At 65.5% G+C, this 14,993-nt stretch carries 12 protein-coding genes; 7 read left to right on the forward strand and 5 right to left on the reverse strand.

What is annotated here, in order from left to right; genetic code table 11:
• Positions 1-13 precede the first annotated feature (13 nt).
• The 5 genes from cydC to ACRWQA_RS11250 form a co-directional block, all read right to left on the reverse strand.
• The gene (gene cydC / locus ACRWQA_RS11230) at positions 14-1,747 is read right to left on the reverse strand and encodes a thiol reductant ABC exporter subunit CydC (protein ID WP_434228468.1); all 1,734 of its coding nucleotides are present in this window, start codon (positions 1,745-1,747) and stop codon (positions 14-16) included.
• Positions 1,740-3,431: a thiol reductant ABC exporter subunit CydD gene (gene cydD / locus ACRWQA_RS11235; RefSeq protein ID WP_434228470.1), complete on the reverse strand. Its 1,692-nt coding sequence runs from the start codon at positions 3,429-3,431 to the stop codon at positions 1,740-1,742. The genes cydC and cydD overlap by 8 nt, the downstream gene beginning before the upstream one ends.
• Before the next feature lie 4 nt (positions 3,432-3,435).
• Positions 3,436-4,446 carry a cytochrome d ubiquinol oxidase subunit II gene (gene cydB / locus ACRWQA_RS11240; RefSeq protein WP_263583787.1) on the reverse strand — a complete coding sequence of 337 codons (1,011 nt, stop codon included), beginning with the start codon at positions 4,444-4,446 and terminating at the stop codon, positions 3,436-3,438.
• 2 nt (positions 4,447-4,448) lie between these two features.
• Positions 4,449-5,861, reverse strand: a complete 1,413-nt coding sequence (locus ACRWQA_RS11245; protein ID WP_263583786.1) for a cytochrome ubiquinol oxidase subunit I — start codon at positions 5,859-5,861, stop codon at positions 4,449-4,451.
• Between the two features lie 306 nt (positions 5,862-6,167).
• On the reverse strand, positions 6,168-7,154 hold the full coding sequence (locus ACRWQA_RS11250) for a calcium/sodium antiporter (RefSeq protein WP_263583785.1): 987 nt from the start codon (positions 7,152-7,154) through the stop codon (positions 6,168-6,170).
• A gap of 193 nt (positions 7,155-7,347) precedes the next feature.
• Here ACRWQA_RS11250 and ACRWQA_RS11255 point away from each other — a divergent pair, with 193 nt between their 5' ends.
• From ACRWQA_RS11255 to ACRWQA_RS11285, 7 genes are all read left to right on the forward strand, one after another.
• Positions 7,348-8,649, forward strand: a complete 1,302-nt coding sequence (locus tag ACRWQA_RS11255) for a paraquat-inducible protein A (protein ID WP_263583784.1) — start codon at positions 7,348-7,350, stop codon at positions 8,647-8,649.
• Positions 8,646-10,322: an intermembrane transport protein PqiB gene (gene pqiB, locus ACRWQA_RS11260; RefSeq protein ID WP_263583783.1), complete on the forward strand. Its 1,677-nt coding sequence runs from the start codon at positions 8,646-8,648 to the stop codon at positions 10,320-10,322. The genes ACRWQA_RS11255 and pqiB overlap by 4 nt, the downstream gene beginning before the upstream one ends.
• Before the next feature lie 57 nt (positions 10,323-10,379).
• A complete protein-coding gene (locus ACRWQA_RS11265; protein WP_434228473.1) occupies positions 10,380-10,964 on the forward strand; it encodes a PqiC family protein in 585 nt (194 codons plus the stop codon).
• A 61-nt stretch (positions 10,965-11,025) separates the two neighbouring features.
• A complete protein-coding gene (locus ACRWQA_RS11270; protein ID WP_434228475.1) occupies positions 11,026-11,580 on the forward strand; it encodes a helix-hairpin-helix domain-containing protein in 555 nt (184 codons plus the stop codon).
• A 136-nt stretch (positions 11,581-11,716) separates the two neighbouring features.
• Complete coding sequence (locus ACRWQA_RS11275) at positions 11,717-13,033, forward strand: DEAD/DEAH box helicase (protein ID WP_263583780.1); 1,317 nt, start codon at positions 11,717-11,719, stop codon at positions 13,031-13,033.
• 133 nt (positions 13,034-13,166) lie between these two features.
• A complete protein-coding gene (locus tag ACRWQA_RS11280) occupies positions 13,167-13,718 on the forward strand; it encodes a hypothetical protein (RefSeq protein ID WP_263583779.1) in 552 nt (183 codons plus the stop codon).
• A complete protein-coding gene (locus ACRWQA_RS11285; RefSeq protein WP_263583778.1) occupies positions 13,708-14,922 on the forward strand; it encodes an MFS transporter in 1,215 nt (404 codons plus the stop codon). The genes ACRWQA_RS11280 and ACRWQA_RS11285 overlap by 11 nt, the downstream gene beginning before the upstream one ends.
• Positions 14,923-14,993: the final 71 nt, after the last annotated feature.

A 14,993-nucleotide genomic window follows, 5' to 3' on the forward strand; every position in this document is an offset into this window, starting at 1 on the left:
TGCCTTTATCCCTTTATCCTGATGGATACACGGAATTTGCGCAAACGGTCAATCCTCCCTGCTCCAGGCGGCATTCCCGGGTGATCCCCGGCGGATCGAATTCGCCACCGTCGAGCTGATGTACCAGGTAGAGTACGCTGCGCCCCACGAGCCATTCATCGAGCCGCGACGCCACCCGGGACACGGTAGCGGCATCCAGGCCCGCGAAGGGCTCGTCGAGGATGACAAGCCCGGGGTCGCGCAGCCACAGCCGGGCCAGTGCCAGGCGTCGCGCCTGCCCTCCCGAAAGCGCGCGACCGCCCTCACCCACCCGGGTGTCCAGCCCCTGCGGCAGGCTTTTCGCCCACACTTCCAGTTCGACCCAAGCCAGGGCCTGCCACAGCCGGGGTTCGCTGGCATCCGGCGCCGCCAGTCGCAGGTTCGCCGCCAGGCTGCCCTGGAACAGGTCGATGCGCTGGCCGAGAATCGCGACACGCTCACGCAGCGAACGCTCGTCGACCTGCTCGAGCGGCACGCCGGCGAGCGTAATCTTTCCCTGGCTTGGGGGAAGCCGCCGGGTCAACAACGCCGCCACGCTGCTCTTGCCCGCGCCGGAAGCACCGGTCAGTGCCAGCCTCTCGCCAGGCATCAGCTCCAACCCGATATTTCGCAGCGCATGCGTGAGCGCACCGGGATAGTGCAGGCCGACCGCTGTCAGCCGGACGGACAGGGCGCCGACGGGCAGTACGACGTTGCCACCCTCGGGCATCCTCGCACTCGCACGCTCCACTGCATTGAGCCGTTCGGCCGCGCCACGGGTCGCCCCCAGTTGGGTGAAGGCAACCGGCAACAGGGCCAGCGCTTCGCCGATGGCGAGCACCGCCAGTGGCATCATGACCAGGATGGGCCCACTAACCACCTCCTGCTGCCAGGCCGACGCTACCAGCCACAGCGCCGCCACCATGCCCAGCCCGACCATCAGATTCACCAGTGCGGTGCCGAAGCCGGCCAACCTGCCGGTGCGACGCTGGTCGCCCCGTAGTGCCTCCTCACGCTTGTGCAGTTCACGAAGGTGCCAGGCTCGGCTACCGTAGGCCTCGAGCTCCGCCATCCCGGCCAGATACTCGATGGCCTGGCTGCGCAGGCGCTGGAGATGCTCGACCTGGCGCCGGCTCGCGGCCATGCCGAGCCACGCCTGGCCAGCCGTCAGCCAAACCCAGGTGGGCAGCAGCAGCGCCGCAACCGCCAGCCCCGCCGCCGGAACCCACAGCGCCAGGAAGGCAGCGACCAGCACGACCGCCATCAGCGCCACCACCGGCGGCGCCAGCAGGCGCAGGTAGAGGCTGTCGAGGGTATCGATGTCGGCGGTCAGACGGTTGAGCCAGTCGCTGGCACGCTGCCGGGCCAGGCTGCGGTCATCGAGCCGGGCCATGGCCATGAACAGATGACCGCGCAGGTCGGCAAGCAGGCGCAGCACGGTGTCGTGGTTGTAGAGCCGCTCCAGGTAGCGTGCCACGGTACGGCTAACGGCGAAGAAGCGTATCCCACCGCCGGGCACGTAGACGTCCAGGCTCGCCGCGAGCCCCATTGCCAGGGCAATACCGGTGAGCGCGCTGGCGGCGATGAACCACCCCGACAGCGCCAGCAGACCGACCGCCGAGAACACCGTCACCACCAGCAGCAGCACGCCGATGGCAAGGCGTCGCCGTCGGCGCCCGAGCAAGCGTAGCCAGGGAGCAAGCGTCGCTCTCAGCGATCCTTCACTCATCGATACGGGCTCCCGTCGCCTGGTCCTGGATGATTCCTTCGCCGAGTTCTAGTCGCCGATTCGCCATGGCCATCAGGGCGGGATGGTGCGTGGCAATGACCAGCGTCCTGCCCTCTTCCCTCAGCCTGACCAGCGATTCGATGACCCGTGCTTCGGTCGCTTCGTCGAGACTCGCGGTCGGCTCGTCCAGCAGAACCAGGTCGGCGTGCGAGAGAAACACCCGGGCCAGTGCCAGGCGCTGCGCCTGACCGCCCGACAGGCCCGAGCCCCGCTCTCCCAGCTGGGTGTCGATCCCGTGCGGCAGCGTGGCCAACAGTTCGGCCAGCCCGGCACGCTCGAGTGCTCGCTGCAGGTCGCTCTCGCTCGCCGCGGGCGCCGCCAGGCGAAGGTTGTCGGCCAGGCTGCCATGGATCAGCACCGGGCGCTGGTCCATCCAGGCGATCTTCAGCCCCGCCTGGGAGTGCCGCGAACCTTCGTCGGGTGCCACGAAGCCCGCCAGGAGTTGCAGCAGCGCGGACTTGCCGGCCCCGGAGGGCCCGCTGACGACCAGCGTTTCACCAGCGCCTACCGCTAGAGTGAGCGGCCCCAGCACCCGACCGCGCCCAGGATGAGCCAGCGTCGCACGCTCCAGCTCCACCAACCGCCACGTCGGCAGCGACTGCGTCTCGTTCCCTGTTGGCGAACGCACCGGCTCGGCAAGAAGCGCCAGCATGCCATCCGCGGCACCCAAGGCAGCCGCTCGGTCGTGATAGTGCTGTGCCAGGATTCTCAGCGGCTGGAAGAATTCCGGCGCCAGCAGCAGGATCAGCAGGCCACTGAACAGCGTCAGTCGATCGGCTGGACCGTAGTCGATGTAGCCCAACAGGCCGAAGCCGACATAGATCGCGACCACGGCAATCGCCACCGAGGCGAAGAACTCGAGTACCGCCGAGGAGAGAAAGGCCACCCGCAGCGTTCGCATGCTCAAACGCCGGTAGCGGTCGGCCGCCTCGTGGACTTCCACGCTGGCTTCGCGGGTCCGGTAGAAGAGCTGCAGCGTGGCAATCCCACGCACACGATCGAGGAAGTGGCCCGAGAGACGGCTGACGGCGGCAAACTGCTCGCGGTTGAGCCGCTCCGCCCCCATACCGACCAGGGCCATGAAGAGCGGTATCAAGGGGGCGGCAAGCAGCAGGAAGAGCGCCGCCAGCCAGTCGAGCCATGCAACCACGAGGAAAATAGACAGCGGGACGATCACGCTGAGCCGCAATTGGGGCAGGAAGCGAGCGAAGTAGCCGTCCAGCGCCTCGACCTGCTCCACCAATTGGTTGGCGAGCGCGCCGCTATGCCTTGCGCCGGCCCGAACCGGCCCCATGGCGGCAAGATGGTCCAGTAGCTGGCCACGAATCGCGTGGCGGATGCGCAGGCTCGCTTCCTGGCCGGCCACTTCCTGGCCCCACTGGCACAGCGCCCTCGCGAACAGTACGCCGACCAGCGAGAGAAAGGCCCAGGTCAGCGCAGCCAGGGAATCGCCACCGACCAGCAGGCGGCTGACGATCCAGGCCAGCAGCGCCATCTGGGTGATCGTCAGTGCACCGACGGCGACCCCGGCCGCAGCCGCCAGCCCCAGCCAGCGGCGCTGGCCGACGGCATGGGCCGCCAGCCAGTGACGCGGTGAAGAGGCCGAATGGGTGTCGGGCATCATCGGCTCAGTGGTAGCCCTCGCCGACCCGCACCTTGCCGCGGAACACCCAATAGGACCAGAAGGTGTAGACCAACACGAAAGGCAACACGAAGAGCACGCCGATCAGCAGGAAGAGCTGTGACTCCGGCGCCGAGGCGGCGTCCCAGATGGTGTAGTTCGGCGGCACGATCCAGGGCCATTTGCTGACCACCAGGCCCAGGTAAGTGAACAGGAAGATGCCCAGCGTCGCGATGAACGGCAACACCTCGTGGCCGCGGCGCGAGGCCCAATACACCGTGAACATGCACAGCAGAGTCAGCGCCGGCAGTACCCAGATCACGTGCAGGTGGCCGAACCAGCGCTCCCACACGATGACATTCATCAATGGCGTCCAGATGCTGATGATGCCGAAGATCACCAGTACGGCCAGCAGCAGCGGCGTGGTCAGCCGATAGGCCCACTGCTGGATGTAGCCCTCGGATTTGAGAATCAGCCAGGTGGTTCCCAGCAGCGCGTAGCCGATCATGATGCCGACCCCGGTCAGCACCGTGAACGGTGTCAGCCAGTCGAACGGACCGCCCACAAAGACCCTGTTCTCGGTGGCGAAGCCCTGGATGTAGGTGCCCACCACAGCCCCCTGGGCGAAAGCCGCCACCGCGGAGCCGCCGCTGAAGGCGAGGTTCCAAAGCCGCCGGCCGCGCCGGTCGCGGCTCGACTTGAAGCGCAGCTCGAAGGCCACACCGCGAAACACCAGGCCCGCTAGCATCAGGAACACACCGATGTACAGTGCCGGCAGGAACACCGAATAGACCAGAGGAAAGGCACCCAGAAGCCCGGCCCCGCCCAGCACCAGCCAGGTCTCGTTGCCGTCCCACACCGGGGCGACGGAATTCATCATGACGTCGCGGGCATCCTCGTCGGGAGCGAACGGGAAGAGGATGCCAAGCCCCAGGTCGAAGCCGTCCATCAGCACGTACATCATGATGCCGAAGCCGATGATCAGCGCCCAGATCAGCGATAGATCGAACATTTCCATGATCAGGCCCTCTTCTCGGTCGGGTCGTCGTCGAACGGCGTGTGGGTCGCCGACCAAGGGCGCTTGGGCGTCTCGAAGTCGTCGATCACCTTGTCGTCGTCCTTATCCTGCATGCCGTAGCGGATGACCCGTGTCAGGTAGTAGGTGCCGGCATAGAAGATCACCGCATAGACCGCCATGTAGCCGACCAGCGTGAACAGTGCCATGCCGCCGGTCAGCGAGGGGGTCACCCCCTCGGCGTGGGTCATCATGCCGTAGACCAGCCACGGCGCCCGGCCCGACTCGGTAGTGATCCAGCCGGCGAGCACGGCAACGAAGGGCGTGACGGACATCAGGCGCAGCATCTGGAGGTAAGGACGCGCCTGGTAGACACGCCCACCACGCCGCAGGTAGAGCCCCACCAGGGCGACCGCGATCATCAGCAGGCCGAGCCCCACCATCACGCGAAACGCCCAGAACACGATCGCCACCGGCGGCTGCTCCTCTGGCGGCACCTCGACAATCCCCGGGATCTCCCCGTCCAACTCGTGGGTCAGGATCAGGCTCGCCGCATAGGGAATGCCGATCTCGAAGCGGTTCTGCTGCGCCTCCTGGTCAGGCAGCGCGAACAGCAGGAACGGCGCACCGCGGCGGGTCTCCCAGTTGCCCTCCATGGCGGAGAGCTTGACCGGCTGGTGCTCGAAGGTATTGAGGCCGTGAAAGTCACCCACCAGCGCCTGGGTCGGCGTCAACACCAGCAGCATCCACAGGCACATGGAGAGTGCCTTGCGGTTGGCTTCGACGTCACGACCGATCAGCAGGTACCAGGCGCTCACCCCGGCGACGACGAAGCCACCGGTGATGAACGACGCAATGGCCATGTGGGCGAAGCGATACGGGAATGACGGGTTGAAGATCGCCTCGGTCCACGAGGTGACCCGGAAGGTGCCGCCGGTGAAGTCGACGCCGGCGGGAGTGTGCATCCAGCTGTTGGCCGCCAGGATCCAGAACGTGGAAATGAAGGTTCCCAGCGCCACCATGATCGCAGCGAACAGATGCACGCCCTGGGGCACCCTGTCGCGCCCGAACAGCAGCACACCGAGAAACGCAGCCTCGAGGAAGAAGGCGGTGACTACCTCGTAGCTCAGCAACGGCCCGATGAAATTAGCGGCGGATTGGGAGAAATTGCTCCAGTTGGTGCCGAACTGGAAGGACATGACGATGCCGGACACCACCCCCATGCCGAAGGCGACGGCAAAGACCCGGGTCCACAGCAGCGCCAGGCGATCCCATGCCGGGTTCTGGGTCTTGTAGAAGAGCCCACGCAACACGGCGATGTAGGATGCCAGGCCGATGGTGAAGACCGGAAAGATGGCATGGAAGGAAACGACGAAGGCGAATTGCAATCGCGAAAGCAATACGGGATCAAGCTCCATGACGTACCTCTCGGCTGCGAAGAGTCAACGTCTCAAGGGATGCGAAAGCACACGGGGTGCCGTTGTTGTGCTTCCGACCACGTCCTTCCTGGACATGTCGTGACGCATTTCACCTCGATACACGGCTGGGGTTCCAAGAGCCTAGAACACGGAGGCATGCAGGGCGTCGATACTTACAAAACCCTACATGCCATGGCGCTGCCCTGGATCAATACTCGTCACTGCATTCTGTGCTTGCCACCAAGCCTACTAGAGCGCGCGAGCCGGGTCCCCGTCTCTTGCTGTGTCGGGTTGTCGCAGCCAGCCCTAGAGCGCGCCGGCGCTACGCAGGACCAGGTGCACCATGAACGCGGTGTAACCGACGAACAACGCCAACAGCATCGCACCCTCGAGCCGGTTGATGCGCCCCGGCCGCCCCTTCCAGCCAATCGCGAAGACGGTCATCAGCAGCGTCATCACGGTCATCAGGGACCAGTCACGCAGCAGCACTTCGGTGCCTACCTCGATGGGGTGAATGACCGCGGCCAGCCCCACCACACCGAGCGTATTGAACAAGTTGGACCCCACCACGTTGCCGACCACCAGGTCGTGCTCGCCCCGGCGCAGGGCGCTGAAGGAGGACGCCAGCTCCGGCAGTGACGTACCGACGGCAACGACGGTCAGCCCGATGATCAGGTCGCTGACACCGAAACCGACGGCAATCTCCACCGCCCCCCACACCAGCACGCGCGAACTCAGCACCAACAGCGCCAGCCCGACGATCGTCCAGATCACGCCGGCACGCAGCGTCATCGGATGCGCCTGCAGGCTCTCCTCGGTCTCGTCGGCCAGCGGGTCGGGGTCGCCGCGCCGCGCCTGCCAGATGCTGTAACCGATCATGGCCGCCAGCAAGACGAGCAGCAGGCTGCCCTCGACACGACCGATCAGCCCGCCCCACATCAACAGCGCCGACAAGAACGTCACCGCAACCAGAACCGGCAGTTCACGCCGAATCACGCTGGAGTGCACCGCCAGCGGCGAGATGACCGCCATGAGACCCAGGATCAGGCCGATATTGGCAATATTCGAGCCGTAGCCGTTACCTAGCGCCAGCCCCGGATTGCCCTGACTCGCCGCCAGCGAGGAAACCATCAGCTCGGGCGCGGAGGTGCCAAAGCCAATCACCAGCATCCCCACCAGCAGCGGTGACACCCCGAGACGCCGGGACGTTGCCGCCGCACCGTCGACGAAACGTTCGGCGCTCCAGACCAGCAATACAAGACCCGCGACAACGGCCAACAGGGGAAGTAACAATGTCGTCTCCTCAAGGGAACATTCAGGGGCGAATGTTTGTATATGGTATGCGCGGCGTCAACATGCCACACTTTGATACAGCCGACACGGCTTTCCAGTTTCAGGGTGAGGACAGCCTCGCTCCATCAGCCTTCGAGTCGACTCGTCAGTGCCTTACAGGTTTCAACGCCCATCGCTCGTACCGACCACCCCCATGGTCGATCAGGTTCCACCCGAGTCACGCACATCGCGTCGGCGCCTGCGCGCCTGCCACGAATGCGATTGGCTCGTGGCACTGCCGCCACTGCAATCAGGGCAAAGGGCGGACTGCCCACGCTGCGGACATACCTTGGCCATCCGCCACCATCGCCCTGCCCAGCGCAGCATGGCGCTGGCCATGGCATCGATGGTCGCCCTGCTACTGGCGATCTCCTTTCCCTTCGTCAGCTTCAGCACCGGCGGTTTCGGCAACCGCATCGAACTCACCCAGACGGCAACCACCTTGATCGGCTTCGATCAGCCACTGGTGGCGATTGCGGTGATCATGACGATCGTCGTGCTGCCGGGGATCTATCTGCTCGGCGTGATGTGGCTGCAACTGGGCCTGCTCCAGGGTCAGCCGCTACCGGCCAGCCGCGGTATCGCCCGCGCACTGGCTCACCTCAATCCGTGGATGATGGCTGACGTCTTCATCATTGGCGCGCTGGTGAGCCTGTTCAAGGTGGCGGACCTGGCGCAGGTCGAGCTGGGGATATCCTTCTGGGCCTTCTGCGCCTTCGCGCTGCTGCTGCTGGCCACCACCCAGTCCATCGACTCGGACTGGATGTGGTTCTCGCTGGCCGGCGAGCCGCTAGCCCCCGAGGGCGCCCACACGGGGGCGACAGCCGCCAGCCAGGGGCTTACCGGCTGCCCTACCTGCGGGCTGGTCAATCGCCTGGAGTCGAACCGCAAGGGCCATTGCCGACGCTGTGGCGAACGGCTGCACGCGCGATTGCCGCACAGCCTGCAGCGCACCTGGGCGCTGCTTGCCGCCTCCGCCATCATGTACATTCCTGCCAACCTCTACCCCATCATGACCACCACCAGCCTCGGTCACAGCGCCCCCTCCACCATCATTGGCGGCGTGGTGGAGCTGATCCAGATGGGTTCATGGCCGGTAGCCGCAGTGATCTTCATGGCCAGCGTCATCGTCCCAGTGGGCAAGCTGGTGGCGCTGGCGTGGCTCTGCCTGGTGGTAAAGCGCAGCAATGAACTCAACGCAGGCAATCGCACGCGGCTTTACCGCCTGACAGAATTCATCGGGCGTTGGTCGATGGTCGATGTCTTCGTGGTCGCCATTCTCGTGGCGCTGATTCGCGCCGGTTCGCTGATGTCGATCACCCCTGGCCCCGCCGCCCTGGCGTTCGCTGCCGTGGTGGTACTGACCATGCTGGCGGCCATGACCTTCGACCCTCGACTGATCTGGGATACGCCCCTGCCGCGTGACCGACACGAAACGCAAGGAACCACTGGATGAGCGACACCCCTCGCGACAACGAGGCCTCACGCGACTTGCACCGGGCCAAAGCCACGCCGCAACGGCGCCTGTCGCCGATCTGGATCGTGCCCATCGTGGCCATGCTGATCGGGCTGTGGCTGGTCTACGACAACTACCGCAGCCGAGGTCCGCTGATCACCCTGACCATGAGCAATGCGGAAGGCATCGAGGCCGGCAGCACCCTGATCAAGACCCGCAATGTCGAGGTTGGCCGGGTCGAGCGCGTGCAGCTCTCCGACGATCTGTCGCATACCGTCATCACTGCGCGGATGTCTCCCGATACCGAAGCCATGCTGACCGAAGGCAGCCGCTTCTGGGTGGTCAAGCCGCGCATCGGCCGCGAGGGTATCAGCGGCCTGGGCACCGTGCTCTCAGGCGCCTACATCCAGCTCCAGCCGGGTAGCGGCGAGCCCGGCCTGCGCGAATTCGAGGTCAGTGACCTTCCCCCCGTGGCGCCGGCCGATGCCGCCGGGCTACGTATCAATCTGGTCAGCCAGCTCGGCAACTCGCTGCGTGCCGGCGACCCCGTGACCTACCAGGGCTATACCGTGGGTCGCGTCGAGGAAGCCAATTTCGACGCCGACACCCGACGCATGAGCCAGCGCATCTTCATCGAGAGCCCCTACGACCGCCTGGTCACCGACAGCACCCGTTTCTGGTCGGCCAGCGGCATCGACCTGCGTCTCGATGCGGACGGCATCCGCGTCAATGTCGAGTCGCTCGAAGCCCTGCTCGGCGGCGGCGTCACCTTCGGCGTACCCGAAGACCTGCCGCGCGGCGGCCCGGTGGAGAACGACACCACCTTCAACCTCTACCCCGACGAGGAGAGCGCCCGCCAGGGCACCTTCAGCCGCTACCTGGAGTACGTACTGCTGGTGGAGGACAGCGTGCGCGGTCTGTCGCGTGGCGCCCCGGTGGAATTCCGCGGCGTGCGCATCGGCACCGTGGCGGCCGTGCCCTGGGAGTTCACCGCCGAGCAGCCGGAGACGCGCAACGGCTTCGCCATCCCGGTGCTGATCCGTATCGAGCCTCAACGACTCGGCATCGAGAACCAGCAGATCGACCTCGAAGAGTGGGACGAACGCTTCAAGCGCCTGTTCGGCATCGGCCTGCGCGCCTCGCTCAAATCGGGCAACCTGCTTACCGGCTCGATGTTCGTCGACCTCAATTTCTATCGTGAGGAAGCGGAGGATTACCTGGCGGAGAGCTTCAGCGAGCGTACCGTCTTCCCGACGACATCGACCGGCTTCGCCCAGATCGAAGCCCAGGTCACCACCCTGCTGGAGAAGCTCAATGCACTGGAGATCGAGCCGATACTGACGGGCCTGGACCGCAACCTGGCCGCTTCCGAAGCCATGCTGGGCGAGGTGCGCGAGCTCAGCGCCTCACTGCAAGGCATGCTCGACGACCCGGGTACTCGCAATCTTCCGGCCAACCTCAATGCCTCGCTGGAGGCGCTGCGAGAAACGCTGGAGGGCCTGTCCCCCGATTCCAGTGGCTATCGCGAGCTGACCGCCACCGCCGAACGGCTGGAGCGCTTGATGCGCGACCTGCAACCGGTCACGCGCACGCTCAACGAGAACCCCAGGGCACTGTTGTTCGACAGCCTCGACGCCGAGGATCCGACACCGCGCGCCCCGCAACGCAACTGATGAGGTTCGCCTAATGAATCGCTATGCTGTAATGATTGCGTCGAAAGGGAGTGCTGCATGAGGTGGATGATTTGGCTTGCCCTGCTGGCAAGCATACTGCTTGTCGGCTGCGCCTCGCCCACTGCACCGGCCAATCGTTACATGCTGCCCGATAGCGGCACCACGCTGTCGGATGGCAACCCCGCCCCCAGCCACCTGCTGGTGGTACAGCCACCGCGCCTGGCGCACTACCTGGATACCGACGGCATCGTACTGCAGCTCGACGACATCACGCTCAACGCCGCCCGCCAACATCTCTGGGCCGAGCCGCTGGGGCGCCAGTTGGAGCGCGGCTTGCGCACCAGGCTGGCCGAGCGCCTGCCCGACACTCGGGTCATGCGCGACGAGACCAGCCTGGGTCGCAGCGAGGCCCTGCGCTTGCGCCTCGAAGTCGATCGCTTCCAAGGCCGTCATGACGGCCTGGCCATCGCCAGCGGCCAGTGGCAGCTGCTGGCCCCCGACGGACGCCTGATGACCATGCAACGCTTCCATGTGGAGACGGAGCTCGACGATGACGGCTATCCCGCTCTCGTCCGCGCGCTGGGGAGCAGTTGGGATAGAGTGGCCGCCGACATTGCCGCGGGTATCAGGCAAGCACGCTGAGCCCTACCTGCGCGGCCATCCTGGTCTAGTCTGATAAGCGAACTGACTACAAGGACGCCACATGCCGGCCAGCCCTACTCCTGCCGCGAAGAACCGGACAGTGCCTGATCGCGCGACCGCCCTGGCGCTGCACAGTCTCGCCCAACGACTCGAGCGGGAACTCCTCGCCGCGCTGGAGTCGGATTCTTCCCAAGCTGCCGTCGATCGGCTGGAAACGATCAGCGCTTGCTGCGATCAGCTCGCGGATGCGCTCCAGCAGATCGACTCCCAACTGGCGCAGTCCGTGCTGGAAAGCCTGCGCCTGGGCCTGGATCGGTACGCCTGCGATCTCTATCAGCGTGGGGGCTGGGAACATCTGGACGACGCCCGGCGTACCACTTTGCTCTCACGCCACGCCATCAGGCTCACCCAGGCCAAGGGCGTCGGTCCGGCGAGCGCTCAGGTCCTCTTCGTTAATGGCATCAGCGATCCGGAGCGGCTCCATCAACTGACACCGGAAGTGCTCGACGAGATCGAAGGCTTGAATGCTGCCGTGCTTGCCCGCCTCAAGAGCGACCTCAAGGCCACCCGGGGTAAAGAGGCAGGAGCTCAAGGAAAGCTGCAGCGCGGTAAATAAACTGGCATAATGCCCCAACGCGGCGATTCGTGGTCCCTCCTGCCGCGCCCCTGAACCGAATTTCTCACGTCTTGGCCCGGGACTGGTCATGTGCATGACGCACACGACAAGGCCAGGACGTATCTGCGGAGACCGCATGACCCTTTTTTCCGAACTCGGCCTGCGAGCCGAACTGCTGCGTGCTGTCGAAGCGCAGGGCTATACCACGCCGACCCCGATCCAGCTCCAGGCCATTCCTGCCGTGCTCAAGGGCGGCGATCTGCTCGCCAGTGCCCAGACCGGCACCGGCAAGACCGCCGGCTTCACCCTGCCGATGCTGCAACGCCTGGCTGACGGCCCACGCCCCGGCCAACGGCAGGTACGCGCGCTCGTGCTGACGCCCACCCGCGAACTGGCTGCCCAGGTAGGCGAGAGCGTCGCCGACTACGGCCGCCACCTGACCCTGAAGAGCCATGTGATCTTCGGCGGCGTTGGTCAGCAGCCCCAGGTGGACGCCATTCGTCCCGGCCTCGACGTGCTGGTGGCGACCCCGGGTCGCCTGCTCGACCTGCATCAGCAGAAGCACGTGGATCTGTCACGGGTGGAGATCCTGGTGCTCGACGAAGCCGATCGCATGCTCGACATGGGCTTCATCCACGACATCAAGAAAGTGCTGCGGGTACTGCCCGCCAAGCGCCAGAATCTGCTGTTCTCGGCCACCTTCTCCGACGAGATCCAGACGCTGGCGGCCAAGCTGCTCGACAACCCCGCGAAGATCTCGGTGGCACGCCGCAACACCACGGCGGAAACCGTCGACCAGGCGGTCTATCGCGTCGACCGGGAGAAGAAGCGCGAACTGCTCGCTCACCTGATCACCCGGCACGCCTGGCATCAGGTGCTGGTCTTTACCCGCACCAAGCACGGAGCCAACCGCCTGGCCGAGCAGCTCTCCAAGCAGGACATCCCGGCCATGGCAATCCATGGCAACAAGAGTCAGTCGGCACGCACCAAGGCGTTGGCGGCCTTCAAGGGCGGTGACCTGCAGGTGCTGGTGGCAACCGACATCGCCGCCCGTGGCCTGGACATCAGCGAACTGCCTCACGTGGTCAATTTCGAACTGCCCAACGTCGCCGAGGACTACGTGCACCGCATTGGTCGCACCGGTCGTGCCGGTAGCGAAGGCCAAGCCGTCTCACTCGTCTGTGTCGACGAGCACGGCCTGCTGAAGGGTATCGAGCGGCTGATCAAGCGTGACCTGGACAAACACATCGAACCCGGCTTCGAACCCGACCCCAACGCCAAGCCCGAGCCGATCGAGAACGGCCGCAACCGGCGTGGTGGCCAGGGCGGCCAGGCTCGCCAGGGTGGCGCCAATCGTGGCCAGTCGGGGCAGCGCAGCGGCAACTCGGCAGGTGGCGATGCCCAGGCACCGCGTCGCCGGCGCAGCCGCGGGCAGGGCACTCGCCGGGCCTGAGTGCCCAGGCTTGGTGGTTGGCGAGTAGTAAGGAATGGTATACGGTTTGTCGTGCTGCCATTTTCACGAGCAGTTCGACTCAAGCGACTGAATACTCATTGAATCTCGCCACACCGCGCAAGGAGGCTCGAGCATGCTCAAATGGCTGACCGGAAAGCAACCCATTCCGGTCTGGGTCATCAAGCAGATCGATGATGGCCTGCTGCATCTCTGCGGCCAGGGCAGCATCGAGCCTCGAGCCAAGCGCAGTAGCGTCATCGAGGCCCTCCACGCCGGACGCTACGAAGGTGCCATCCACATGACCAGTGGCGGCCTGGTGCTGAATGCACGGCTGTTCGCCGCCCTGGTACCGCTCGAGGCCCTGCAACTCGATGCGCAGGGTCATGCCCACTGGCAAGGCCGCAGTTGGCTCGTCGCTCAAGCACCGCAGCGTTGCTGGACCTACGAGGGACGCCTGGTGACCCAACGCCAGGTAATCGGCCATCAGGAGCAGTTGGTCAGCGTCGAGGACGTTTCGGACATCCGTCGCCAGTTGCAGGGTTCCGCCGATCCCGGACGCGTCGAGTTCGATTCCCGCGGTGTCAATGAACATCCCTTGATCGCCCGCCGTGAGCAGGACGACGCCTCTTCCACCAGACATGACACCAATCGGCGAACCGACAAGTGGCGAGGCCATGACGACTGACCCCCGGCCCGATCCACGACGTGTCGCTCTCTTCCTTTTACTGATGGTGCTGGTGGGGCTCAATCTCAGGCCCGCCCTCTCCTCGCTTGCCCCCCTGCTACTGCGTATCAAGGCCGAGACCGGCCTGACGCCACTCGCCATCGGGGCCTTGACCACGCTGCCGGTACTCTGCCTGGGAATCTTCGCGCCCTTGGCGCCCTGGCTTGCCAAGCGCATGGGCCCGGAGAGCACCCTGACCCTGGCACTGGGCATGCTGATTTTCGGCCTGCTGCTGCGCGGGGTTCCCGCCGTGCCGTTGCTGTTCATCGGCACGCTGCTGGTGGGTGCCGCCATCGGCATCGCCGGCACCCTGCTGCCGGCGCTGGTCAAGCGAGAGCTTCCCGGTGGGGCGGACCTCATGACCGGGGTCTATACCATGGCCCTGTGCCTGGGAGGCGCTCTCGGCGCCGGCCTGAGCATTCCCCTAGCCAATATGCTAGGTAGCTGGCGTTTCAGCCTGATCAGTTGGGGGGCACTGGCCGGCCTCGCCTTGCTGGCCTGGATAGCGCTCATGCCACGTACGCCGCGGGCCATTGCCACGCCCCCCGCGGGCGGCAGCATGCGCGAACTGCTCGGGCAGCCGCTGGCATGGCAGGTCATGGTGCTGATGGGCTCCCAGTCGTCGTTGGCTTATATCGTCTTCGGCTGGCTGCCGACTCTGCTGCAAGCACGCGGTTACAGCGAAGCCGAGGCCGGCTGGATGATGGGCGCTTCGGTAATGGTGCAACTGGTCTCGGCACTGGGTGCGCCGTGGCTAGCGCGCTTCGGTCGTGACCAGAGGCCGGCCCTGCTACTGGTGCTGGGCTGCGTGGGAGCCGGTCTGTGGCTGTTGCTGCAGGCCGACGAGAACTGGCGCTGGCCCGGAGTGGTGCTGCTGGGACTGGGACAGGGCGGCAGCTTCAGCCTTGCCCTTACCCTGATCGTACTGCGCACGGCCAATTCACGCCTGGCCGGCAAACTCTCCGGCCTGGCCCAGGGCGGAGGCTATACTCTCGCCGCCATGGGGCCACTGGCGGTGGGGATCCTGCTGCAGTTGGAGGTCGGCATGGCCACGATGACGAGCGTCCTGCTGTCGATCGTCGCCCTGGCGGCCGGCTTCGCCCTGCTGGCCGGGCGCAACCTGCGCCTGGACATCGGCGAAGATGGCCGGCTCCTCACACGCTAGGCTTCTGCATTACTGTTGACTTCGATCAAGCATGCCAGGGCATTAGGGCATGCTAGCCTAGCGGGTAGCCC

It is taken from the genome of Billgrantia sp. C5P2 (genome assembly GCF_051062895.2).